The 22,919-nt window shown below is 41.6% G+C and carries 22 protein-coding genes and 1 pseudogene; 22 read left to right on the top strand and 1 reads right to left on the bottom strand.

Going from position 1 to position 22,919, the window contains the following annotated elements; translation table 11 throughout:
• Window positions 1–101 precede the first annotated feature (101 nt).
• The 7 genes from PP175_RS10780 (at window position 102) to PP175_RS10810 (ending at window position 6,453) form a co-directional block, all read left to right on the top strand.
• Window positions 102–1,409 (top strand): MFS transporter, encoded by a 1,308-nt coding sequence (locus PP175_RS10780; RefSeq protein ID WP_272443240.1) that lies wholly within the window; start codon window positions 102–104, stop codon window positions 1,407–1,409.
• Between the two features lie 82 nt (window positions 1,410–1,491).
• A complete protein-coding gene (locus tag PP175_RS10785) occupies window positions 1,492–2,094 on the top strand; it encodes a succinate dehydrogenase/fumarate reductase transmembrane subunit (RefSeq protein WP_272442757.1) in 603 nt (200 codons plus the stop codon).
• 12 nt (window positions 2,095–2,106) lie between these two features.
• Complete coding sequence (gene sdhA / locus PP175_RS10790; protein ID WP_272442759.1) at window positions 2,107–3,870, top strand: succinate dehydrogenase flavoprotein subunit; 1,764 nt, start codon at window positions 2,107–2,109, stop codon at window positions 3,868–3,870.
• Window positions 3,867–4,619 carry a succinate dehydrogenase iron-sulfur subunit gene (gene sdhB, locus PP175_RS10795; protein WP_272442761.1) on the top strand — a complete coding sequence of 251 codons (753 nt, stop codon included), beginning with the start codon at window positions 3,867–3,869 and terminating at the stop codon, window positions 4,617–4,619. Before sdhA ends, sdhB begins: the two co-directional genes overlap by 4 nt.
• A gap of 40 nt (window positions 4,620–4,659) precedes the next feature.
• Window positions 4,660–5,544, top strand: a complete 885-nt coding sequence (locus PP175_RS10800; RefSeq protein ID WP_334314195.1) for a fumarate hydratase — start codon at window positions 4,660–4,662, stop codon at window positions 5,542–5,544.
• 11 nt (window positions 5,545–5,555) lie between these two features.
• Complete coding sequence (locus PP175_RS10805; protein ID WP_272442762.1) at window positions 5,556–6,110, top strand: Fe-S-containing hydro-lyase; 555 nt, start codon at window positions 5,556–5,558, stop codon at window positions 6,108–6,110.
• A gap of 52 nt (window positions 6,111–6,162) precedes the next feature.
• Window positions 6,163–6,453: a PaaI family thioesterase gene (locus PP175_RS10810; RefSeq protein WP_272442763.1), complete on the top strand. Its 291-nt coding sequence runs from the start codon at window positions 6,163–6,165 to the stop codon at window positions 6,451–6,453.
• Between the two features lie 109 nt (window positions 6,454–6,562).
• Here the strand turns inward: PP175_RS10810 and PP175_RS10815 are convergent, their stop codons facing one another.
• Entirely contained in the window at window positions 6,563–7,750 is a 1,188-nt protein-coding gene (locus PP175_RS10815) for a CaiB/BaiF CoA transferase family protein (protein ID WP_272442764.1), read from the bottom strand.
• Window positions 7,751–7,950: 200 nt separating this feature from the next.
• Here PP175_RS10815 and PP175_RS10820 point away from each other — a divergent pair, with 200 nt between their 5' ends.
• From PP175_RS10820 to PP175_RS29725, 15 genes and pseudogenes are all read left to right on the top strand, one after another.
• Window positions 7,951–8,970: a zinc-binding alcohol dehydrogenase family protein gene (locus tag PP175_RS10820; RefSeq protein WP_272442765.1), complete on the top strand. Its 1,020-nt coding sequence runs from the start codon at window positions 7,951–7,953 to the stop codon at window positions 8,968–8,970.
• A gap of 38 nt (window positions 8,971–9,008) precedes the next feature.
• Entirely contained in the window at window positions 9,009–10,163 is a 1,155-nt protein-coding gene (locus tag PP175_RS10825; RefSeq protein ID WP_272442766.1) for an acyl-CoA dehydrogenase family protein, read from the top strand.
• The gene (locus PP175_RS10830) at window positions 10,160–11,224 is read left to right on the top strand and encodes an acyl-CoA dehydrogenase family protein (RefSeq protein ID WP_272442768.1); all 1,065 of its coding nucleotides are present in this window, start codon (window positions 10,160–10,162) and stop codon (window positions 11,222–11,224) included. Before PP175_RS10825 ends, PP175_RS10830 begins: the two co-directional genes overlap by 4 nt.
• A 36-nt stretch (window positions 11,225–11,260) precedes the next feature.
• The gene (locus PP175_RS10835) at window positions 11,261–12,076 is read left to right on the top strand and encodes an enoyl-CoA hydratase/isomerase family protein (protein WP_272442769.1); all 816 of its coding nucleotides are present in this window, start codon (window positions 11,261–11,263) and stop codon (window positions 12,074–12,076) included.
• An 88-nt stretch (window positions 12,077–12,164) separates the two neighbouring features.
• The gene (locus tag PP175_RS10840; protein WP_272442771.1) at window positions 12,165–13,358 is read left to right on the top strand and encodes an ABC transporter substrate-binding protein; all 1,194 of its coding nucleotides are present in this window, start codon (window positions 12,165–12,167) and stop codon (window positions 13,356–13,358) included.
• A gap of 78 nt (window positions 13,359–13,436) precedes the next feature.
• On the top strand, window positions 13,437–14,312 hold the full coding sequence (locus tag PP175_RS10845) for a branched-chain amino acid ABC transporter permease (RefSeq protein WP_272442772.1): 876 nt from the start codon (window positions 13,437–13,439) through the stop codon (window positions 14,310–14,312).
• On the top strand, window positions 14,313–15,314 hold the full coding sequence (locus PP175_RS10850) for a branched-chain amino acid ABC transporter permease (RefSeq protein WP_272442773.1): 1,002 nt from the start codon (window positions 14,313–14,315) through the stop codon (window positions 15,312–15,314).
• Window positions 15,289–16,074 (top strand): ABC transporter ATP-binding protein, encoded by a 786-nt coding sequence (locus PP175_RS10855; RefSeq protein ID WP_272442774.1) that lies wholly within the window; start codon window positions 15,289–15,291, stop codon window positions 16,072–16,074. Before PP175_RS10850 ends, PP175_RS10855 begins: the two co-directional genes overlap by 26 nt.
• Window positions 16,058–16,759 carry an ABC transporter ATP-binding protein gene (locus PP175_RS10860; RefSeq protein ID WP_272442776.1) on the top strand — a complete coding sequence of 234 codons (702 nt, stop codon included), beginning with the start codon at window positions 16,058–16,060 and terminating at the stop codon, window positions 16,757–16,759. Before PP175_RS10855 ends, PP175_RS10860 begins: the two co-directional genes overlap by 17 nt.
• A 109-nt stretch (window positions 16,760–16,868) precedes the next feature.
• On the top strand, window positions 16,869–17,639 hold the full coding sequence (locus PP175_RS10865) for an IclR family transcriptional regulator (protein ID WP_272442778.1): 771 nt from the start codon (window positions 16,869–16,871) through the stop codon (window positions 17,637–17,639).
• Window positions 17,640–17,759: 120 nt separating this feature from the next.
• Window positions 17,760–18,209 (top strand): redoxin family protein, encoded by a 450-nt coding sequence (locus tag PP175_RS10870; RefSeq protein WP_272443242.1) that lies wholly within the window; start codon window positions 17,760–17,762, stop codon window positions 18,207–18,209.
• Between the two features lie 454 nt (window positions 18,210–18,663).
• Window positions 18,664–19,890 carry an MFS transporter gene (locus tag PP175_RS10875; RefSeq protein WP_272442780.1) on the top strand — a complete coding sequence of 409 codons (1,227 nt, stop codon included), beginning with the start codon at window positions 18,664–18,666 and terminating at the stop codon, window positions 19,888–19,890.
• 303 nt (window positions 19,891–20,193) lie between these two features.
• Window positions 20,194–20,973: an enoyl-CoA hydratase/isomerase family protein gene (locus PP175_RS10880; protein WP_272442781.1), complete on the top strand. Its 780-nt coding sequence runs from the start codon at window positions 20,194–20,196 to the stop codon at window positions 20,971–20,973.
• An 82-nt stretch (window positions 20,974–21,055) separates the two neighbouring features.
• A complete protein-coding gene (locus tag PP175_RS10885) occupies window positions 21,056–22,723 on the top strand; it encodes a long-chain fatty acid--CoA ligase (RefSeq protein ID WP_272442782.1) in 1,668 nt (555 codons plus the stop codon).
• Between the two features lie 3 nt (window positions 22,724–22,726).
• Window positions 22,727–22,846, top strand: a pseudogene (locus PP175_RS29725) (phosphotriesterase family protein); the annotation flags it as partial.
• Window positions 22,847–22,919: the final 73 nt, after the last annotated feature.

A 22,919-nucleotide genomic window follows, 5' to 3' on the forward strand; every position in this document is an offset into this window, starting at 1 on the left:
TAACCAAACTAACCGGTATTACAAATGTTTACAACGTTAAATTTGCTCAATATATGGAGGGATAAAAATTGAAGAGTAATTATCGTTATGTAATTATCGTTATGATCGCATTTGTAACCGGTATCAATTATATCGATCGTGGTGCAATTGCTTATGCCCAAGAAGCCATTATTAAAGAATTTCACTTAAATCCAAAGACGTGGGGTGAAGTACTGGGTTACTTTGGATATGGGTATATGATTGGGGCTTTTTTGGGAGGACTTCTTGCTGACCGAAAAGGACCGAAATTTGTTTGGATGTTAACCGGCACAGCATGGTCAGTTTTTGAAATAGCTACTGCATGGGCTGGAGATATTGGGATGGCTTTACTTGGTGGCTCGGCTCTTGTAGGGTTTGCCATATTTCGTATTTTGTTTGGGGCGGCTGAAGGTCCTGTGTTCTCTACAATTAATCGTACAATGGCAAACTGGGCGTCTCAAAAAGAAAGAGGATTTGCTTCTGCACTCGGACTGCTCGGAGTACCGCTCGGTGCTATGTTGACTGCGCCTATTGCCGTTGCTTTACTTTCGGTTACGCAATGGCGAATAATGTTTGTTATTCTAGGTCTGATTGGTATTATATGGGTTATTATATGGGCGAAAATATTCACCAATCGTCCAGAAGAACACGCGAAGGTTTCAAAGGAGGAACTAGAAGAAATTCGTTCAGCAAAAGATTTGTTGCATACTGAATTGACGCTGACGGAGTCAGAACAGGTAGCGGTACCATGGTACCATTTCTTCAAAAATCCAACATTGATTATGAATTCAATAGGATTCTTTGCTTTTCAATATGTGAATTTTCTCCTTCTAACTTGGACACCTAAATATCTACAGGATGTTTTCCATTTTAAACTTGGGTCTTTGTGGTATCTGGGTATGATTCCTTGGATTGGAGCATGTTTCACAGTTGTTCTTGGAGGAAAGATCTCGGATGCGTTGAGGCGAAAAACAGGAAGTCTTCGTGTAGCCCGTTCTGGGTTAGCCGCTGTTTCATTATTTCTTACGGCAATATGCTTTATATTGGTGCAGTTTGTTCATAGTGTTTCCGGTGTACTATTGTTAATGGCAATCGGTAATGCGTTTAATTTCCTGCCAAATTCAATTTATTGGACGGTTATTATTGATACGGAACCCTCCAAAGCTGGCAGCTTCAGTGGTGTCACACACTTTATTATAAATATAGCAACAATTGTAGCCCCTACATTGACGGGAGCGCTTGTTGCGAGTAATGGTTACGGGGGTATGTTTATAGCGGCTACAGTCGCTACCGTTATCGGAATGGTTGCCATGATTTTTGTTAAACCAGGCAGAACCAGTTCTAAAAAAGCGATTAATCCTGCACAAAATCCTTTGGGATTAACCAAATAAATTAATCTCTATTGAGGAAGGGGAAATACAGAGCCTACAATAATCCCCTTCCTTTTGATAGAAACTGTTAGGAGGGACAACCATGGCGCGAAACTTTTTACTTACCCGTTTACACTCATTAGCTGGAATTTTCCCCTTAGGGTTGTTTTTGATCGAACACTTATATTCAAACTCTGTAGCTATGTTTGGGGCAGTACAATATAACCAGCAAGTGGAGCGGCTACAGAGCATTCCATTTCTATCTGTAGTGGAGATAGTCCTTATTGCGATTCCCTTATTCTACCATGCCGTATTTGGTCTCTATTTTGCGTTTATCGCACGTAATAATACTATTTCTTATTCTTACTCTAGAAATTGGATGTTTCTTCTCCAGCGATTGAGTGGCGTGGTTACTTTAATTTTTATTGTGTACCATCTTTGGGTTTTTCGAATTGCTCACCTTTTATTTGGTACTCCTATCGATTTCAATGTTGTACATACGCAATTGGCGAATCCATGGATTTTATCTTTTTACATTATTGGTATTATGTCAACAACTTTTCACTTTTCAAATGGATTATGGGGCGCGCTTGTTACCTGGGGTATTACTGTAGGTCCAAAAGCTCAGCAAAAATCAGCCATGTTAGCTTATACGTTTTTTTTAATTTTAGGTGGCATTGGTATTGCGACTTTATTTAGCTTCTAGAGGGGGATAAACATGTCAAAGAAGAAATTTATTGTTGTGGGTGGCGGTCTAGCCGGACTGATGGCCGCCATTAAAATTGCTGAAGCGGGCGAATATGTACAGCTATTTTCTTTAGTTCCAGTCCGGCGTTCTCACTCGGTTTGTGCACAAGGTGGAATTAATGGAGCGGTAAATACAAAAGGTGAAGGAGATTCGACGTGGGAGCATTTTGACGATACGATTTACGGAGGGGACTTCTTAGCCAATCAACCGCCTGTAAAAGCCATGTGTGAGGCGGCTCCAGAAATTATTTACATGCTCGATCGAATGGGGGTTCAATTTAACCGAACACCTGAGGGAAACATCGATTTCCGCCGTCTTGGCGGTGCTAAATATTCTCGCACTGCTTTTGCAGGCGCTACTACCGGGCAGCAAATATTGTATGCGCTTGATGAACAGGTGCGTCGTTACGAAACCGAAGGATTTATCGATAAACTCGAACATTGGGAGTTGCTTTCCATTATTCAAGATGAGGATGGCCGATGCAGAGGAGTCACTGCCCAAAATCTTAAAGATATGAGTATACATAGTTTTTCTGCTGATGCAGTCATTATGGCAACCGGCGGAATCGGTATGATCTATAGGAAGAGCACAAATTCAGTAATTAACACAGGCAGTGCCCACAGTATTGCCTTTCAACACGGTGTTTATTATGCCAACGGAGAAATGATCCAGATCCATCCAAGTGCCATTCCAGGGGATGACAAACTTCGATTAATGAGTGAATCAGCCCGCGGTGAAGGTGGGCGTGTCTGGGTGTACAAAGACGGAAGGCCATGGTACTTTCTAGAAGAAAAGTATCCGGCTTATGGAAACCTAGTTCCCCGTGATATTGCAACACGGGAAATTTTTAGCGTTTGTGTTGACATGAAGTTAGGTGTAAATGGTGAAAACATGGTTTATTTAGATCTTTCTCATCTTCCGCCGGATAGATTAGAGCAAAAATTAGGTGGTATCTTAAATATTTATGAAAAATTCGTCGGAGATGATCCAAGAAAAGTCCCTATGAAAATTTTCCCAGCCATGCATTATTCTATGGGAGGACTATGGGTCGATTACAATCAAATGACTAACATGCCAGGATTATTCGCAGCAGGTGAATGTGAATATCAATATCATGGTGCTAACCGTCTGGGTGCTAACTCGTTAGTTTCAGCTATTTTTGGCGGAATGGTTGCAGGACCGAAGGCGCTGGAATATGTCAAAGGTCTTACTAAATTGACAGAGGATTTAAAAACAACCTTGTTCGATCAAGAATTAAAGAAACAAGAAAAGTGTTACGCTCAATTGTTAACGAAAAATGGTAAAGAAAATCCCTACCGACTGCATGTAGAAATGAGTGATTGGATGGTTGAGAATGTCACGGTTGTTCGCTATAACGATCGATTGCTAAAAACTGATGAGAAACTCAAAGAACTGATGGAACGTTGGCATAACATCGGGTTAGATGATACAACGGGCTGGAATAATAAAACAGTTCCGTTTGTTCGCCAACTATGGAATATGCTGCAGTTAGCAAGAGTGATTACACTTGGAGCCTATCATCGGAATGAAAGCCGCGGAGCCCACTATAAGCCGGAGTTTCCTTTGCGTGACGATGAGAATTGGTTGAAAACAACGAAAGCACGATATACGCCTAATGGTCCTATTTTTGAATATGAACCGGTAGATTTGAGTTTAATTCCACCTAGAGCGCGCCGCTATGACGTTGCTAAAGAGGGGGCTTTGCAAAAATGAGCCAGTCTAAAATCATTCAGTTACGTATTAAACGGCAAGATGGGAAAGGGAGTTCGCCCTACTGGGAAGAATTTGAGGTGCCGTATCGCCCGGGAATGAATGTAATTTCAGCATTAATGGAAATTCAACGTAACCCAATTAATCAAAAAGGACAGCAGGTTCGTTCTATTACATGGGAATATAATTGCCTTGAAGAAGTATGTGGGGCCTGTTCAATGCGAATCAATGGGAAAGTTCGACAAGCGTGTTCGGCCCTGATTGATAAATTAGAACAGCCGATTACACTGGAACCAATGAGTACGTTTCCTGTTGAAAAAGATCTAGCTGTAGACCGTTCAAGTATGTTTGAAGCTTTAAAGACGGTAAAGGCGTGGATACCTATAGATGGAACTTATCCATTAGGAACAGGTCCTAAAATTTCTCCTGAAGACCAGCAGTGGGCATATGAGTTTTCAACATGTATGACTTGCGGGTGCTGCTTGGAAGCCTGTCCAAATGTTAATGATCGTTCCTCATACTTGGGACCGCAAGCTCTTGTACAGGCTTATTATTTTAATATGCATCCTACAGGGAGTATGCAAAAGGAGAAGCGTTTAGACGCGGTCACAAGCGATAGCGGCATCAGTAATTGTGGGAACTCTCAGAATTGTGTACAGGTATGTCCTAAAGAAATCCCGTTAACAACGGCGTTGGCGCAACTAAATCGGGATGCGAACAAAGCGGCCTTGAAACGATTGTTTAAGTTTTAAATATAAAGCTATCTCCCCGGACCAGATATGGAGGGAAGTTTTGGATAAATACAAGCGATGGAATAGGAGAGTGGATTCAATTATGAGGGAAGTTACCTATGAGCAAATTGTAAATGCTGTAAAAATTTTATGTATGGATGCCAATTATCATTTAAATAATGATGTTGTTTTAGCGTTTAGGGATGCAATTAGAAAGGAGCAGTCCGAAGTAGGGAAAGAAGTACTTAATCAGCTTGTTCAGAATGCTGAAATAGCAGCAACTGAAAAAGTCCCAATGTGTCAGGATACTGGAATGGCCGTCTTTTTTGTTGAATTGGGCCAGGAATGCCATATTACAGGTGGCAGTCTGTATGATGCGATTAATGAAGGAATTCGTGAAGGTTATAGAGATGGTTATTTGCGTTCCTCTATTGTTCAGGACCCATTGCAGCGAAAAAATACGGGAGACAATACACCAGGGATCGTTCATGTAGAACTTACAGAGGGAGAACAATGTAAAATTCACATGACCGCAAAAGGGTTTGGCAGTGAAAATATGAGTAGGTTAAAAATGCTCAAGCCTGCTGATGGTATCGAAGCAGTTAAAGGATTTGTTTTAGAAACCGTACAATTAGCAGGACCAAATGCATGCCCTCCAATGGTAGTAGGGGTTGGACTTGGAGGCAATTTCGAAAAGGCTGCCTATCTGGCCAAAAAATCATTGCTTAGACCCATTGGCGAAAAAAACCGTAGAGAAGATATAGCAAATCTTGAACAAGAACTTATCGAAAAAGTCAATAAGTTGGGAATAGGGCCACAGGGGATGGGTGGCACAACGACTGCTTTGGATGTACATATCGAAGTGTTTGCCACCCATATTGCCGGTTTGCCCATTGCTGTCAATATCAATTGCCATGCAAGCAGGCATAAAACGGCACACTTGTAGGAGGGGTCGAGATGTCGACAAAGCAAATTTCAATTCCTTTTGTACACAATGATCTCCTGGCGTTACGTACAGGTGAAAGGGTGGAATTATCGGGTATATTATATACTGCCCGTGATGCGGCGCATAAGCGTATGATTGAAACGTTAGAAGAAGGGGGGGCGTTGCCTATAGATGTTAAAGACCAAACCATTTATTATGTAGGGCCAACTCCTCCCAAACCCGGTTCAGTGATTGGCTCCGCGGGTCCAACCACCAGTGGTCGAATGGATAAATATGCGCCAATATTGATAGAGCTAGGACTAAAAGGGATGATTGGTAAGGGAAAACGTAATCAGGAAGTGAAAGACTCTATGATTAAACATCAAGCTGTTTATTTTGCAGCGGTAGGAGGGGCAGCTGCTCTAATAGCAAAGACTATTAAATCATCCCAGGTTGTAGCATATGAGGATCTGGGGACAGAAGCCATCTATCGTCTTGAAGTAGAGAAGTTTCCGGTAATCGTCATAAATGATGTATATGGAGGCGACCTTTATCAAGAAGGTCAAGCTAACTTTCGTGTAGAATAATTATAAAAACTATATAAAATGAACCCCAGTGGGAATTAAAGAGGTGCTGCAGATGATGGATCAGATCCTTCATGATTTAAAGACATTGTCACCTGAGCAATTAAATGAAATACAACGGGTAATCCAAGCTTATAAAGGTTCGTTAGAAAATAGCCAAATTGGGGTCGGAAATCTTCATTATGAGATGAACTTTTTAAAAAGGGGGAAAGGGGATAAACTATTTGCCAAGACGCATTTTTTACACTGGGGAAGAACAACCATAGTAGCACAGTGTACCATTGAAGATCAGGAGGGTGATGCAGTAGCCCATGCATTAGGGACATTTTATGTTAAAACATTATAAATATAACTGAAGAAAAAGCCTGTATCAACCAGTGGTTTGTTCATTAAGAATACAGGTTTCAAGGATACAGGCTTCGTTACCAAAGATAAATTAGACTACAGAAAGTAAATCATACAATATTTTTTTCTTTTAACTGCTTAATTTGTTCTATTGTATATCCTAAATTTATTAAAATTTCATTCGTTTGCTCACTTAACATAGGGGGATGAGCATACACGCCAGCAGGTGTATCAGAAAGCCGAATTGGGTTATTAACATAAGCAAACTCCCCGAGTTGTGGGTGGTTCATCTTTTTTAGTAGCCCCCGTTCAGTAACATGGGGATCTTTGAACACTTTATCAATTGTATTAATGGGACTGCAGGGTATTTGGTTGCTATTGAAGATTTCTAACCACTCATGAACAGTCTTTCTTTGTATTTCAAAGCTAAGGATTTCAGTAAGTGCTTCTCTATTCCTTAATCTCATTTCGTTAGTCTCAAACTTAGGATCTATTGCTAACTCCATTCTTCCAATCGATTGTGCCAGTCTTTTAAACTGCAGGTTATTTCCTACCGCGATCACCAGGTAATCATCGCTCGCTTTGAACGTTTGATAGGGAACAACGTTGGGATGATCGTTTCCAAGGCGCTGTGGTGGGTTATTTGTTGCCAAATAATTACTCGTAATGTTAATTAAAGAGGCGATTGTGCAGTCTAATAAGGAAATGTCTATGGCTTGGCCTTTTCCAGTATGTTTACGTGCCTGTAAAGCAATCAATACAGACATTCCAGCATATAAACTGGCCATAATATCTGAAATAGCTACCCCAACCTTATAAGGATCTCCGTCTTTAGGGCCTGTTATACTCATTAATCCGCTCATGGCTTGAACAATGTAATCGTATCCAGGGTGAGAAGCGTATGGTCCTGTTTGTCCAAATCCAGTAATTGAACAGTAAATTAAGCGAGGGTTAGTCTCTTTAAGAGAATCGTAATCGAGCCCAAACTTTTTCATGGTTCCTGTTTTAAAATTTTCAACAACAACGTCCGCCTTTTTAGCAAGCTCTTTTATAATTGTTTTACCTTCTTCGGTTTTCAAATCCACAGTTAAACTCTTCTTATTTCTATTTGCGCATAAATAATATGCACTTTCACCATTTATATCAGGCGGTATCCATCCTCTCGTATCATCGCTGCCACCAGGCAACTCAACTTTGATAACCTCTGCCCCGAAATCTCCTAACAACATTGTGAAAAAGGGTCCAGCTATTACTCTTGAAAAATCTAAAATTGTTATTCCATCCAATGCTTTTTTCACTGCCGCACCTCCGGTTTTAAAAGAGTAACAAACTTAACTATTTTTATCACAATATTTGTATACGAAATGGTCAAAAAATATAACGTAAATTTTAAACTTTTAGTATTCTACAATACCGTTAATCAACATAGTATACCTGTAAGCGGTACGAATTAGTCCGCATGGGAGTCAGATATACCCTTTTTAAAAAGGAGAATGAGATGAAAGCAATTGGGTTTTTGCGTGACCCATTAATAAACGGGGGATCTTTCGAGGAATTTGAGATCGAAAAAACGCTTCCAACTGGCCGCGATTTACTTGTAGAAGTAAAAGCGGTTTCTGTTAATCCACTGGATGTGAAAATGCGGTCTCGCGGCGATTTAGTCAAAAAAATCCCAATGGTTCTCGGTTGGGATGCAGCAGGTGTTGTTGTAGAAGTCGGGCCGGACTGTTCTCTCTTTAAGCCAGGTGATGCGGTATATTATGCAGGAAGTATTATGCAGTCTGGTTGCTGTAGTGAGTTCCACCTTGTAGACGAACGTATAGTCGGGAGAAAACCGAAAACCTTGGATTTTGCACAAGCAGCATCCCTGCCATTAACTGGGCTTACAGCCTGGGAAGGACTCTTTGAACGTTTGAGTATTTCTCTGCAGAACGATGCTCACCAGGAGCAGAGCATTCTCATTATTGGTTCTGCTGGTGGGGTAGGTTCTATTGCGACGCAGCTCGCAAAATTGGCTGGGCTTTATGTGATTGGAACTGCTTCACGCGAGGAGTCTATTAAATGGACGACAGCCCATGGAGCAAGCTTTGCTATTGATCATAATCATTTATTTGCCCCTCAATTAAAAGAAATTGGTTTTTCAAGCGTGGATTACATTTTTTGTTTAAATGGTTTAGGGAAATATTGGGGGCAAATGGCTCGAGTTATTGTTCCACAAGGTAAAATCTGTTCCGTAGTCGATCCTGATTGCCCGGTTGATCTTTCCTTACTTAAAAACAAAAGTGCTACTTTTGCCTGGCAAGCTGTATTTACCAGATCAAGCTACCAAACAGCTGATATGATCGAGCAGCATAAAATTCTTAATGCTTTATCGGAATTAGTTGACCACGGAAAAATAAAACAAACTGTGGCCGAATGTCTTACACCAATAAACGCTGCTAATATGGAATTGGCCCATAAAAAATTAGAAAGCGGTAGGATGATTGGGAAAATTGTATTGAAGCAATTTCGTAATTAAATAATCAGTATTTCAATTCTGGTGAGGTGAATTTAATATTGAAGAGTTTAAAAATACCTGTTGTTTATTTTTCGGAACACGAGCAGTCATTAAGACGGGAAATACGGCAATTTATATACGATCAACGAGAAAATGGAACATTTGAACCAAAGTGTGACAGTTGGTTAAGTGGTTATTCTCCGCAATTAAGCCGAAAGTTGGGAGAACGCGGATGGATTGGAATGACTTGGCCAAAACGTTATGGAGGACACGAACGTTCTGCCATTGATAGATACGTAGTTACGGAAGAGTTGTTGGCGGCAGGAGCTCCAGTATCTGCCCATTGGATCGCGGATCGGCAAAGCGGACCTTTATTACTCCGTTTTGGAACAGAACAACAGCGAGAGTTTTACCTGCCGAAAATTGCTATAGGGGAATGTTACTTTGCTATCGGACTGAGTGAACCAAATGCAGGTTCGGATTTAGCAGCAGTGAATTCGAGAGCAATCAAAGTGGAAAATGGATGGATACTGAATGGAAGCAAAATTTGGACCAGCGGTGCTCACTTCGCCCATTATATGATTAGCCTCTGTCGAACTTCTCCGTTGAATCCTGAAAGACGCCATGATGGGATGACCCAATTCATTGTGGACTTGTCTGCACCCGGCGTAACAGTTCGTCCGATACATCTGATGACAGGTGAACACCATTTTAATGAAGTTATCTTTGAAGATGTGTTTATTCCGGATGAAATGGTGATAGGCGAAGTTGGAAATGGGTGGAAACAGGGAATGACCGAACTGGCCTATGAAAGAAGCGGTCCGGAAAGATTTTTAAGCACGTTCTCTCTTTTGGAAGAACTGTTAAATGTACTGCAGGAAAAGCCTGACAAGCAGTTGATGGGTGAACTTAGCAAATTGGTTTCCCGTTTGTGGACACTTCGGCATATGTCGATTGGTATTGCCCAAATGTTGCAGGAAGGGATTACGCCAGATATAGCAGCTGCACTGGTTAAAGATATGGGAACCAGGTTTGAACAACAAGTTGCCGAAATAGCACGACTGCTCGTCTCTGTTTCTCCGTCTACAATTTCGCCTTCCCGATTCGAAAAGCTGATTGCACAGGCCATCCTGCACGCTCCAGGTTTTACCCTTCGTGGGGGAACAACTGAAATACTTCGCGGTATTGTTGCCAAGGGGGTAATTGCAAATTGAACGACATCACACAAATGCTCATTAACTCTGCCACTAAAATCATGAAGGATACATGTACAAAGGAGCTTATAAATGAAGCGGAACGAGGGAATTGGTCCACTGCGCTGTGGGCTACATTGAAAGAAGCAGGCATGATAACGGTAGCCATTCCCGAAGAGCTGGGTGGAAACGGAGGGAGTGTGACAGATGCCTTACATATTCTTCGCTTGGCCGGTAAATACTCTGCGCCTATTCCACTTGCCGAAACCTTTCTAGTAAATTGGCTGTTGGCCAATCTAAATCAACAAGTTTCAGACGAACCTATCTCTTTTGCCCTTCCATATGACAATGAGAGTTTCTTGTTTGATAAACGAGACAATGGATGGGTCATCTCTGGCCAAGCCAGTTTTGTACCATGGGCTAGATATGTTAAACGAATCCTTGTATTTGGACAAACAAACTCACAACACGTTGTAGCACTACTTTCACGTGAAGACGGAAAAATCATAACAGGTCAAAATCTTGCTGGTGAAGCAAGGGATACGGTTGTATATGAGCACAGACTGGTCAGGGATTGCCAGGTAATTCCTGTGTCATTGCAGAATGTTAAGAAGCAACTTTGGTACGGCGGAGCCGTCGCGCGGATAGTGTTAATGGCGGGAGCTCTAGATAGAGTGTTAGAACAGACGCTAGCCTATTCTTTAGAGCGTTCACAGTTTGGAAGGCCTATCCACCGTTTTCAGGCTATCCAACATCAAATAGCGCTGTTGGCTGGAGAGGTGGCGGCGGCAGGTGTTGCATGTGAATATGCTGTCAAAGCGTATGAGGATGGCCTTCTATCAAAAGAGATTGCTATGGCTAAGATTAGGATTAACGAAGCTGCAGGATTGGCAGCTGCCATTTCTCACCAGGTGCATGGAGCAATTGGTTTTACTTATGAACATAGCCTCCATCATAGCACGAGGCGTCTATGGGCGTGGAGAGATGAATTTGGTACAGAGAGAGTGTGGGGAGAACGGTTATCTCCAGACTTAATAGAAATAGGCAGAGATGGACTATGGACCTATCTTACAGGGAGATAACAGACTAATAAAATACCAAGAAAAAGGAGAAGAGGAATGAGTGATTTACTTTTTGCAGTAGAGAATGGGGTAGCACGCATCACATTAAATCGTCCGGATAAACTGAATGCGTTTAGCACAGAGATGATCCATTTGTGGATTAACGCATTGGAGACTATCCGGGACAATGAAGAAATACGGGTAGTTGTTTTAACGGGGAATGGCAGGGCTTTTTGTTCTGGAGGCGACATAAAATCGATGGCCAGAGGCGAAGGATTTCTCTCTAACAATAATGGATCTGAAGATTTTGTATCTACCGCTCTGGCCCGGAAGAACAGTTTATGGAAGAAGGTTCAACGAATTCCTCTTCTTATGCAAGAAATTGATAAACCGGTGATTGCGGTCATTCATGGATCGGCTATGGGTGCTGGGCTGGATATGGCACTCATGTGCGATATCCGAATAGCGGCCGAAAGCGCTAAACTAGCAGAAAGTTATGTAAAAGCAGGTATAGTTCCTGGTGATGGAGGCGCGTATTTTTTACCTCGAATTGTAGGTGTTGATAAGGCCTTAGAGATGCTTTGGCATGGCGATACTTACTCTGCGGAAGAAGCAAAACAGCTAGGTTTAGTAACGCATGTGATTCCGGATGAAAAAATGAATGAATTTGTTGAAGCCTATATTCAAAGGACGATTGAGGGACCTAAGGAAGTCCTCCGTTTTATAAAAAGAGCCGTTTATCAAGGACTTGCAATGGACCTTCGTTCTTCTCTGGATATGATCTCATCCACAATGGGCATCGTTACTGAACTCGAGGATTACCAAGAGGGTGTAAAGGCAATTATGGATAAACGCAAACCGAAATTCAATTAAAATTAAACGTGAATGCAAACGCTTTCTGCTTGATTTCGGACAAATCTAAGAGTAATGATCAGCACCAACCTTAAAGGGGGAATTGAAATTGTTAAATAAAAATTTATCTAAGGTATTTCTGGCATCGACACTTTTAGCAAGTACACTACTGTTTGGATGCAGCGCACAAAGTACGAGCAAATCAGCGGCTAGTGAGGGCGGTACTAGTAATGACGGCTTTATTAAGATAGGGGCAGCCTTCCCTCTAACAGGAGGTTCAGCATATACAGGCAAAAGCCTTCAGCAGGCTGTGCAATTAGCAGAGGAAGAAATCAATGCTAAAGGCGGGATTAATGGAAGTAAGTTGAAATTTCTTTTTGAAGATGACAAAGGAGTTCCGGCGGAAGGGGTTAACGCTGCCCAAAAGTTAATTACACAGGATAAAGTTTCCGCGATTATTGGTGATTATAATTCATCGGTGACGTTAGCAGTAAGGTCGGTTACAGAAAGAGCGAAGGTGGTTCAATTAACCCCAGGGTCAACAGCTGATGCAATAACAGAACCAGGTCACCCTTATATGTTTAGGAATATTATGCCAAATACATTTCAAGGGCCGGAGATGGCAATGTACGCCACAAAAAAATTGAACCTGAAAAACATAGCGATACTGGCTGAAAACACAGATTATGGACGTTCAGGAGCTGATGCTTTTAAAAAGTCCATTGAAGGACTGGGCGGGAAGATCGCAACAGTTGAATTTTATAATCAAGGTGATAAAGATTTTTATGCTCAGCTAACCAAAATGAAAGATTTACATCCAGATGGAATTTTTATGGTAGGGGTGACTACAGAAGGGGCGCAAATTCTGAAACAAGCACGTGATTTAGGAATTAAAACACAATGGCTCGGACTGGCTGGTTTCACAAATGATAGTTTTCCTAAGCTTGCGGAGGGAGCAGCCGAGGGAATGATTCACATAAGTTACTTTGAACCAAATGCCTATAAATATTTTCCGGACTCTAAACAATTTGTTGAAAGCTATTCCAAAAAATTTGGAGAAATGCCGGATATGTATGCTGGCAATGGCTATGAAGCAGCCTATATTCTTGCTGAAGCAATAAAAAAAGCAGGCAGTGGGGATCGTCAAAAAATTGATGATGCAATGAAACAGATTAAGGATCTTCCAGGCATTTGTGGACCGACCACATTCGATCAAAACGGCCAAGCCAAAAAGGGATTGGTATTCGTAAAAATTGAAAACGGAAAACGCGTTCCTATTGGATCGGATAAGGATATTAATTGATTTAAATTGAAAAATGGGATTTACAAAGTTGTCCCTGATATCAGGGACAACTAATCCTTGAAAGGGGGGTTTGTAAATATGATTGAATTTCTCCAACAAACAATTAATGGCCTGGTTATGGGAAGCAGTTATGTACTGACAGCTCTAGGATTAACGTTAATTTTTGGCATGCTGGATATGCTCAATTTTGCTCACGGTGAACTACTTATGGCAGGAGCATTTGTATCTGTCGGGCTGATAATGGGATGGCATGTTCCCTACCTTGTTGCGATTCCTTTATCAATGATTGCTGTGGCTGTTCTAGGAATTGTCATGGAGCGTTTTGCCTTTCGTCCGCTCCATAATTCTGATCGCATTAACCTTTTAGTAAGCTCACTTGGGGTATCTATCATTTTACAAAATGCCGTCCAGTTAATATGTGGCCCTGATCCAAGGAATTTGGCATCTCCATTTAGCAACATTCAAATTCATCTGGCCGGGTTAGCGTTAAATGGGCAGCGGATAGTAATTGTTTTCGTTTCAGCTCTATTGATTTCCTTTCTTTATTTCGTTATACACAAAACAAAAATGGGAATCGCAATGCGAGCCTGCGCCTTTGATATGGAAGTTACAAAATTGATGGGAATTAAATCCAATTCTATCATTGTTGCTACTTTTGCAATTGGGGCGGGACTTGCAGGAACTGCTGGTACACTTTTAGCTCCTATCTTTAGTGTTTACCCAACCATGGGTGTGATGGCTACTGTAAAGGCATTTGTGGTTGTTTTACTTGGGGGTGTGGGAAATGTCACGGGTGCCATTTTTGGCGGTTTTATTCTTGGGCTTGTTGAAACCTACGCGGCAGGTTATTGGTCATCAGAATACAAAGATGTAATTGCATTTGTCATACTGATCCTTATTTTACTATTTAAGCCTGAAGGCCTGTTTGGAAAAAGCGTACAGGAGAAGGTGTAAATGAATAAAAAAATACTGGTGTTGTTCATTGTCCTTATAAGCGTCGTAGTTCCGTTGGTATCCAGCAACGACTACCTCATTCAGATTCTTATTATGAGTGGGATTAACATACTTTTAGTTCTTAGCCTTAACTTGATATCCGGTTTTGCAGGCCAAATTTCGCTCGGTCATGCAGCGTTTTTCGGTATTGGTGCCTATGCTTCTGCCTTGTTATCTATGAAAGGATTGAACGTATGGGTGGCAATTCCTGCTGCTGGTTTGGTTGCTGCGATTTTGGGTTTTTTAATTGGCTCTCCAGTGCTAAGGTTACGTGGCCATTTTTTTGCGATAGCTACGCTTGGATTTGGCGAAATCATTCATTTAGTCTTAAACAACTGGGTTGATGTCACACGCGGCCCAATGGGATTAAGTGGTATACCGACACCGGAAAATATCCTCTTCATGGATTTCAGCTTGAAATCAAATTATTACTATTTAATTCTTGTTGTTGTCCTTTTGGCTCTTTACCTATCGATAACGGTAAAGCATTCGAAGATGGGGCGTGCGTTATTGGCTATCCGTACGGATGAGATTACAGCTAAAGCCATGGGAATAAATATTGCGTATTATAAGATTTTTGCTTTCACTTTAAGTGCAGCAATTGCAGGTATTGCGGGTGCAACCTACTCTCACTTTATCCTTTTTCTGAGTCCTGAAACCTTTAGTCTACCCGCCTCAATTAATATTTTGTTAATGCTGTTAATTGGTGGAATTGGAAGTATCCCTGGATCTGTACTCGGCGGGTTATTTATTACCGTTCTATCAGAGTATCTTCGTACTTTTGCACAATATCAGATGTTGATATACGGCGTACTTATCGTTTTAATTGTGATTTTTATGCCTAAAGGGCTTAGCGGGCTGCTTCACAAAAGACTTTTCTTTTCGAGACGCCCAAAAAAAGAAAATAGTCTGCTGCTTAAAAGGGGGTTTGGAACGAATGAGTCAACCCATTCTTCAGACTGATAATTTAACCATACGTTTTGGCGGGGTAATTGCCGTCAATAAAGTTAGTGTCCACATCAAACAAGGGCAGATATTCGGCCTAATCGGACCAAACGGTGCAGGGAAAACTACCTTTTTCAACTTATTATCAGGTATTTACAAGCCAACCGATGGAAGGATCTTTTTTAAAGGGCAAGATATCACCTCATTGAAAACTCATGAGTTCACGCCATTAGGTATTTCAAGAACATTTCAAAATATAAGGTTGCTTAAAGGCCATTCTGTTGTCGATAATCTCTTGCTTGCAACTCATCATAGGTTACATTACACCTTCATTTCCGCATTCTTTAATTTAAAAAAATTTAGAGATAACGAAATGAACGCAAAAAAAATCGTGATAGACTTACTGGAAAAATACGATATGGAAGGATTTCAGGATCACATTGCCAGTGAGTTGCCACAAGGTTTACAGCGTAAGGTGGAAATAATCAGGGCTTTAGCAACCGGGGCGGAAGTTATTTTCCTTGATGAACCTGCTGCTGGATTAAATCCTTCTGAAACTGTTGAGCTCATGAAACTGATTCGGCAGCTGAAAAATGAAAAAAAGACAGTCATTCTTATCGAGCATGACATGAAATTAGTAAAAGGAATATGTGATGAAATTGCTGTCCTTCATTTTGGTCAGCTACTAGACCAGGGAAGCTATGAAAAAGTGACCGCCAACCCTAATGTTGTTCAGGCTTATCTAGGCAGGAGGTACGAAGATGCTCAAAATCAATAATGTAGCCGTTCAATATGGGAATGTTCAAGCACTAAAAGGAGTGTCGCTGGAAGTAAAACAAGGAGAAGCGGTCACACTGATCGGCTCGAATGGCGCAGGTAAATCAACTTTGCTTAAGACGATATCGGGATTAATTCGACCAAAAGCCGGTTCCATTCTATTTGAGGGCGAAGAAATAACAAATTCAAATCCTGACAAGATCGTCAGTCGTGGAATTGCCCATGTTCCAGAGGGAAGAAGGATTTTTACCAACATGACGGTAATGGAGAACTTAAGAATTGGTGCCTATCTTAGAAAAGATAAGGAACAATTGAAAGCGGATTATGAAGAAGTTTTCTCCCTCTTTCCTATTTTAAAGGAACGTGTGAATCAAATGGCAGGCACATTGTCAGGAGGAGAACAACAGATGTTAGCGTTAAGCCGGGCGTTACTGTCAAAACCGAAACTGATTATTTTAGATGAACCATCTCTTGGATTGGCACCGGTAATGGTTGATATTGTTTTTGATGTCATTAAAAAAGTTCAAAAGTTGGGAATTACGGTGTTACTCGTTGAACAAAATGCACATCTGGCTCTGGAGGCATCTGAGCGGGCTTATGTTATAGAGACAGGTGAGATTAAGTTTTCAGGCATATCAAGCTCTTTATTGAAAGATGAAAGGGTAATCGAAGCCTATCTGGGATAGAGAAATGTTTGAATGAATGCGGGGGTAGCCGTAAATGTCAACTCACCCATCAATCTGCATTGTCGCAGGAATAGACAAACTTACTTGAAACGAATTGGAAGTGATAGCTGTGAGTGTAGAAAATTCCATGCAGACAATTAATCGAGCGGTTCAGATTTTAAAGTGCTTTTCAAAAGATGAGAAAGTACTTTCCCTGGCCGATATTCATCATAGACTTGGTTTGTCTAAATCGAGCCTTCAAAGGATATTGAACACATTGGTCATAAATGGATTTATCGAAAAAGACAACACAGAAAAAGTATATAAGTTAGGGATAGAACTCTATTATTTAGGTAAACTTGTTGAAGAGCATTCGCATCTTTTAACTATAGCTAAACCTTACTTAAAGAAGTTAAGAGATCGGTTTGGAGAGAGCGTTTATTTAAATATAATTGAAAACAATCAGCGAAAATGTATTGCTTTAGAAGAGGCCACTCATGATTTAATGACCATTTCATACATTGGTCAAACTTCCCCTTTGTATGCAGGGGCATCCGCTAAGTTGTTACTGGCTTTTCTTCCTTACTATGAAATAACAGATTATATTGGAAAAGTCGAATTAACTCCTATTACCCAGTCGACTATTACAAATAAAGAGTCACTAAAGGAAGAATTAATGGAAATAAAACAAAAGGGATATGCCATTAGTTATGGGGAACGTGTTTTTGGTGTCTGTTCAGTCAGTGCTCCGATATTATACAGAGGCACCGATTTAATAGGTGGCTTGTCCATATCTGCTCCCATGGTAAGGGTTAGTGATACATTATTCAATGAGTATGTTGATGGTATTAAAGAGGCGGCAAATGAAATTAGTAATGAATTTGAGTTTTCTGTATGCTAAGCAGACTTGAAAACAATGGCTTCAAATGCCACAATATAACAGTGTGCACTGCGCACTGCAGACTAGGCGTGAAAAGACTATTATGGACGAATCCGAACAGGAGGTTTATGAAAAATGCCAATGAGATTAAAAAGCCCGATGCCAGAGCTAAAAGGGGCAACCGAATGGTTTAACGCTGAGGGGTTCGATCCCAAACAACTAATTGGAAAACCTACTCTGATTCATTTCTGGGCAGTCTCTTGTCACATCTGTCATGAAGTGATGGATGAAGTAGTATCTTATGTCCATCAATACAAGGACAAAGGATTACAAGTGGTCGCGGTTCACATGCCAAAGCAGGAAAGTGATATGGATATCGAAAAAGTAAAAAAAGATATCCAACAGTATGGCATCGTGCAGCCGATCGCTGTTGATAACGCTTATGCGCTTGCGGATGCATTCGAGAATCAGTTTTTCCCGGCATTTTTCTTATTTGACCAAGAAGGAAAATTATTTTACCGGGCGGCAGGAGACAAAGGATTTAAGAATGTGAAACCTAAAATTGAACAACTGTTGGGAATAGAGGGTTAACCTCAAAGTATTCCTTAATTAAGAAAAAATGTAAAGATGAAAGCAGCTTTCCTTGAACACTATCAGGGAGGCTGCTTTTTAAATTTCACCAGAAATTTTCCCTTAATTATATAAATCAAAATGACAGCAGCCGGCTTGGTAAAACTGAAGCCGGTTGTTATAATTGGTTGATAATTATATGATTTTAAAATAGAATGATGTAACTGATAAAGTGAGTTGTTAAAGGGTCTAAAAAATTAGCCTTCGTAATGAGTGTAGGCGAGAAAGATAATCTATCTATTGAACATTGACTTATCGAAACGAGTTAATTGTTCTGAATACAAACAACAGAAGTAAAAAGGATAATATGTGCATTTTTATGTTGCAGGACAAAGCCAACGCTGTTTAAGATAGAAAAGGAGGATTTTTATTCAAATATTGGATTTTAACTGAAAAATAAGGAAGGATTATACACATGCAATTAGCGCTTAAAACACCACAAGTACAACCTACAACTATTTATCGCGTGTTATTTGCCATTAGTTTAGGCCATTTTTTAAATGATTCGATGCAGTCGGTCGTGCCAGCGCTCTTTCCAATCCTGGAAAAATCCATGGCGCTCAACTACACGCAAATCGGTTGGATCGCTTTTGCACTTAACATGACATCATCCATTATGCAGCCGGTTTTTGGCGTATTTTCTGACAAGCGGCCTTCTCCTTTTCTACTTCCTATTGCTATGTGTGTCAGTATGATAGGAATGGTTGGATTAGCGATCGCGCCTAATTTTTATTTGGTGGTCGCATCTGTGCTATTTGTTGGATTTGGTTCGGCGATTTTCCATCCAGAGGGCTCGCGTGTAGCCTATATGGCGGCAGGGGGAAAACGAGGATTAGCGCAGTCGATCTACCAGGTCGGCGGCAATACTGGGCAATCTATGGCACCGCTCTTCACAGCATTTATTTTTGTTGGGCTGGGTCAATTTGGAACGATCTGGTTTACAATATTGGCCGTCATTGGAGCTGTTGTATTGTACACCGTGTCTATTTGGTATAAAGGTGAGCTGGCATTCCGCAAACAAATGAAAAAGAAGCCAGTCTCCGAAACTCTTACATTAAGCAAACAAGTGGTTTTTGCCATTTGTCTGCTGATTTTTCTCGTATTTGCCCGTTCTTGGTATGGGGCAGGTATTTTGAATTATTTTCAGTTTTATGTGATTGAAAAGTTTGGTTTTTCCATTAAAGCCGCACAGCTCTATGTGTTTTTATTTATGATTACAGGGGTGCTGGGTACATTTTTCGGCGGTCCATTGGCCGATCGTTTTGGCAAGCGAAACATTTTGCTGTTCTCTATGCTTGGATCGGCTCCATTTACCCTGCTGTTGCCACATGTATCTGCTGCTTTTGCTGCACCGTTGTTAGTCATAATAGGATTTATTATTCAATCTAGTTTTAGTGTGACCGTTGTTTATGCGCAAGAATTACTCCCTGGTAAAATCGGCCTGGTATCAGGTTTAATTGTGGGCCTTGCCTTCGGTATGGGAGCACTAGGGGCCGTTATTTTCGGGAAACTAGCTGATGTATACAGCCTTCAGTTTATTATGCTTTTATGCAGTTACTTACCAATTCTGGGCATTTTAACGTGGTTACTTCCTACTGATAAGCGCATAAAAGAAATACACGAAATGTCCAAAGGATCTTAATCGTACAAAATGAAGTCATTTGGCGTTTTCCCCCTGTGGTTCCAAATATTATTATTCCGTTAAAGGATAATAGGAGTGAACTGCAGGGGATTTCAATTATTATGCCAGTTCGTTTCAAACTGCAGCGCATTCGATTGTATATTTGACTGAATTTTTATATTTGTTTATCATTATATGGTGAAAAGGTAATTATCATACAGTTAGCTGCAGTGGACAGGCTTCATGCAACAGATTCACCAAGCTACATATCCACTCTAGTGTGTGGATGGAAGAGAGTATCATCAAATTTCTAGGAGGATGAAAATGGAAAATAATGATCTGCTCATTACCTTTGAAGGACCGATACTATCTTTGAAACTGAACCGGCCAACTGCGCTCAACGCATTTAGCCCAGCTATGATTGAAGGTTTAATAGCATCTCTGGAAGAGGCGCGTAACAATGAACACATTCGAGTAGTTCTGCTTTCTGGTGCAGGCCGGTCGTTCAGTGCAGGCGGGGACGTAAAAGGAATGGGGGAATCTTCTCCTGGCCAGGTCTATGAACATGTTGGCAAACTGAACCAGTTAATTAAACTGATGAAAGAGGTAGAGAAGCCGATTATTGCGGTTGTACATGGATTTGCTGCTGGCGCAGGCTTTAATCTCGCTTTAGCTTGTGATTTAATCATCGCTGCGGAAGATAGCAAGTTTGTGCTCAGCTTTTCCCAGGTAGGATTGATATCAGACGGAGGCGGCTCCTTCTTTTTGCCCCGCTTGATTGGCATCCATCGGGCAAAAGAGTTATTATTCAGCGCTGAGCCACTGGAAGCGGCTAAGGCCTATGAATGGGGAATCGTTAATCGGCTTTATCCGCTAGAGGAGCTACAGACAGCTGCTATGGAATACGCGAAGAAGTTGGCTAATGGACCTAGCCGCGCGTACGGGCTTTTGAAAAAAATCGCGGATCAGTCACTGGTGTCTGGCCTGGAAGATATTTTAGAACAGGAGCGAATTACACAGGCGATGATGGTTACAACCGAAGACCATGAAGAGGGTGTACGGGCCTTTAAGGAAAAACGCAAGCCTGCCTTTAAAGGAAGGTAAATCGAGTATATTTCCAATTGGTAGAATCTTTAAAATAATATAATATTACTAATGGACATTTAAATAGTTGGGAGGTATGTCTATGATGCGTTTGCATCTAAATTACTGGCCGTCCCGCATGCCCACTTCACTTTCTGTTCCGGAGACTACGTTGTATGACAATCTGGAAGTGACAGCACGCCGTTATCCAAATAAAATGGCGGTGATGTATTACGGGGCTCGGCTTTCCTATCAGAAGCTGCTGCAGGATGTGGACAGAATGGCTGCTTATTTGCATCTGGCAGGTGTGAGAAAACAGGATCGGATTTTGCTGTATATGCAGAACAGCCCCCAGTTTATTATTGCTTATTATGCCATTTTACGTGCAGGTGCAGTGGTTGTGCCTGTAAATCCTATGAATTTAACTGAGGAGCTGTCTCACTATATTCAAGATGGAGCGGTGAAGTTAGGTTTTGTTGGGCAGGAACTGTTCGAACGAATTGCTCCTTTAATCGGGAGCAGTAGTCTCGAACAGGTGATTAACGCCACCTATTCCGATTATAGCGGAGATGCCACTGAAGCGTCGGATGTAGTAAAAGCACCGCGAATGAGCGTTCCCTCCCCTGCGGCTATCGAATGGATGAAGGCGCTTACCGAGGTGGATGATCCGCCTCAGTTGCCTATAACTCATGCAGATGATTTAGCCGTTCTTTCTTACACATCAGGCACCACAGGCAAACCGAAAGGCTGTATGCATACGCATAGAACCATTCAAGCAAATGTGGTGTCTACCACAGTATGGGGCGCAATGACACCTGACGTTGTTTCTCTTACTACGCTACCGCTTTTCCATGTGACGGGTATGGTGCATAGCATGCATGCACCCGTTTACACAGGCGCTGCGATGGTCGTGATGACCCGCTGGGATCGGAATACGGCGGCTGCCTTGATTCAGCAGCATAAGTGTACACACTGGACGAATATTAGCACGATGGTTGTTGATTTCCTGGCGAACCCGCGCCTGGGTGAATTTGATACGAGCTCACTGCAAGTAATAGATGGAGGCGGAGCCCCGCTGCCGGCAGCTGTTGGGGAGAAGTTATACCAGACAACCGGCCTGCGCTATGTAGAAGGGTATGGCCTTTCGGAAACCATGTCACAAACACACTTCAATCCAATCGACCGGCCAAAATTGCAGTGCATGGGGATCCCTGCATTTGATGTCGATGCCCGAATTATTGACCCGGAAACGTTAGAGGAAAAAGGGGTAAGAGAAGAAGGCGAGGTTGTAATTAACGGCCCTCAAGTTTTCAAAGGATACTGGCAGCGTCCCGAAGAAAATGAGAATGCTTTCTTAAATATAGACGGAAAGATGTTTTTCCGAACGGGCGACATTGCCTACTATGACGAAGAAGGCTATTTCTTTATGGTGGACAGAGTAAAGCGGATGATTAATGCATCCGGGCTTAAAGTGTGGCCGTCTGAAGTGGAGTCTATTCTATACCGGCATCCTGCCATTGAACAAGCCTGTGTAGTTGGGGTTCCTGATGAAAGAAAAGGTGAAGAGATTAAAGCGTATGTGGTGTTGCAGGAAAATCAGCGGGGGCTTATTAGCGAAGAAGAAATCATTCGTTGGTCCCAACTACAGATGGCAGCGTACAAATACCCACGCATTATTGAGTTTGTTGAGTCGTTGCCTGTATCAGGCAGCGGCAAAATTCTCTGGCGTAAACTTCAGGAGCTGGAACAAAGCAAAACAGCTAAATCATAGGGGGGGGCAGATCCGGCACGGATTATGATCGGCCACATGTGCGGCAATACAGATGTTGCCTTATCATGCTAGAACATTGGCACACGGCGTTAATATTTCGTTGACCGGTTCGGGATTCAAGGCGGTTGAAGTTCTCCATACGATGATGGTGAGCAATCCGTCCCGCTTGTTTGGCGTGGAAACAGCAGCGGTTGGG

The sequence above is a fragment of the Aneurinibacillus sp. Ricciae_BoGa-3 genome, from assembly GCF_028421645.1.
Classification (GTDB): Bacteria; Bacillota; Bacilli; order Aneurinibacillales; family Aneurinibacillaceae; genus Aneurinibacillus_B.

Bases quoted from the DNA above. Each gene is read 5' to 3' on its own strand.
- PP175_RS10875 (WP_272442780.1), top strand. From the start codon at position 18,664: ATGCAATTAGCGCTTAAAACACCACAAGTACAACCTACAACTATTTAT.
- PP175_RS10780 (WP_272443240.1), top strand. From the start codon at position 102: ATGATCGCATTTGTAACCGGTATCAATTATATCGATCGTGGTGCAATT.
- PP175_RS10870 (WP_272443242.1), top strand. From the start codon at position 17,760: ATGAGATTAAAAAGCCCGATGCCAGAGCTAAAAGGGGCAACCGAATGG.
- PP175_RS10855 (WP_272442774.1), top strand. From the start codon at position 15,289: ATGAGTCAACCCATTCTTCAGACTGATAATTTAACCATACGTTTTGGC.
- PP175_RS10810 (WP_272442763.1), top strand. From the start codon at position 6,163: ATGATGGATCAGATCCTTCATGATTTAAAGACATTGTCACCTGAGCAA.
- PP175_RS10860 (WP_272442776.1), top strand. From the start codon at position 16,058: ATGCTCAAAATCAATAATGTAGCCGTTCAATATGGGAATGTTCAAGCA.
- PP175_RS10850 (WP_272442773.1), top strand. From the start codon at position 14,313: ATGAATAAAAAAATACTGGTGTTGTTCATTGTCCTTATAAGCGTCGTA.
- PP175_RS10805 (WP_272442762.1), top strand. From the start codon at position 5,556: ATGTCGACAAAGCAAATTTCAATTCCTTTTGTACACAATGATCTCCTG.
- PP175_RS10820 (WP_272442765.1), top strand. From the start codon at position 7,951: ATGAAAGCAATTGGGTTTTTGCGTGACCCATTAATAAACGGGGGATCT.
- PP175_RS10845 (WP_272442772.1), top strand. From the start codon at position 13,437: ATGATTGAATTTCTCCAACAAACAATTAATGGCCTGGTTATGGGAAGC.
- PP175_RS10835 (WP_272442769.1), top strand. From the start codon at position 11,261: ATGAGTGATTTACTTTTTGCAGTAGAGAATGGGGTAGCACGCATCACA.
- sdhB (WP_272442761.1), top strand. From the start codon at position 3,867: ATGAGCCAGTCTAAAATCATTCAGTTACGTATTAAACGGCAAGATGGG.
- PP175_RS10885 (WP_272442782.1), top strand. From the start codon at position 21,056: ATGATGCGTTTGCATCTAAATTACTGGCCGTCCCGCATGCCCACTTCA.
- PP175_RS10785 (WP_272442757.1), top strand. From the start codon at position 1,492: ATGGCGCGAAACTTTTTACTTACCCGTTTACACTCATTAGCTGGAATT.
- sdhA (WP_272442759.1), top strand. From the start codon at position 2,107: ATGTCAAAGAAGAAATTTATTGTTGTGGGTGGCGGTCTAGCCGGACTG.
- PP175_RS10880 (WP_272442781.1), top strand. From the start codon at position 20,194: ATGGAAAATAATGATCTGCTCATTACCTTTGAAGGACCGATACTATCT.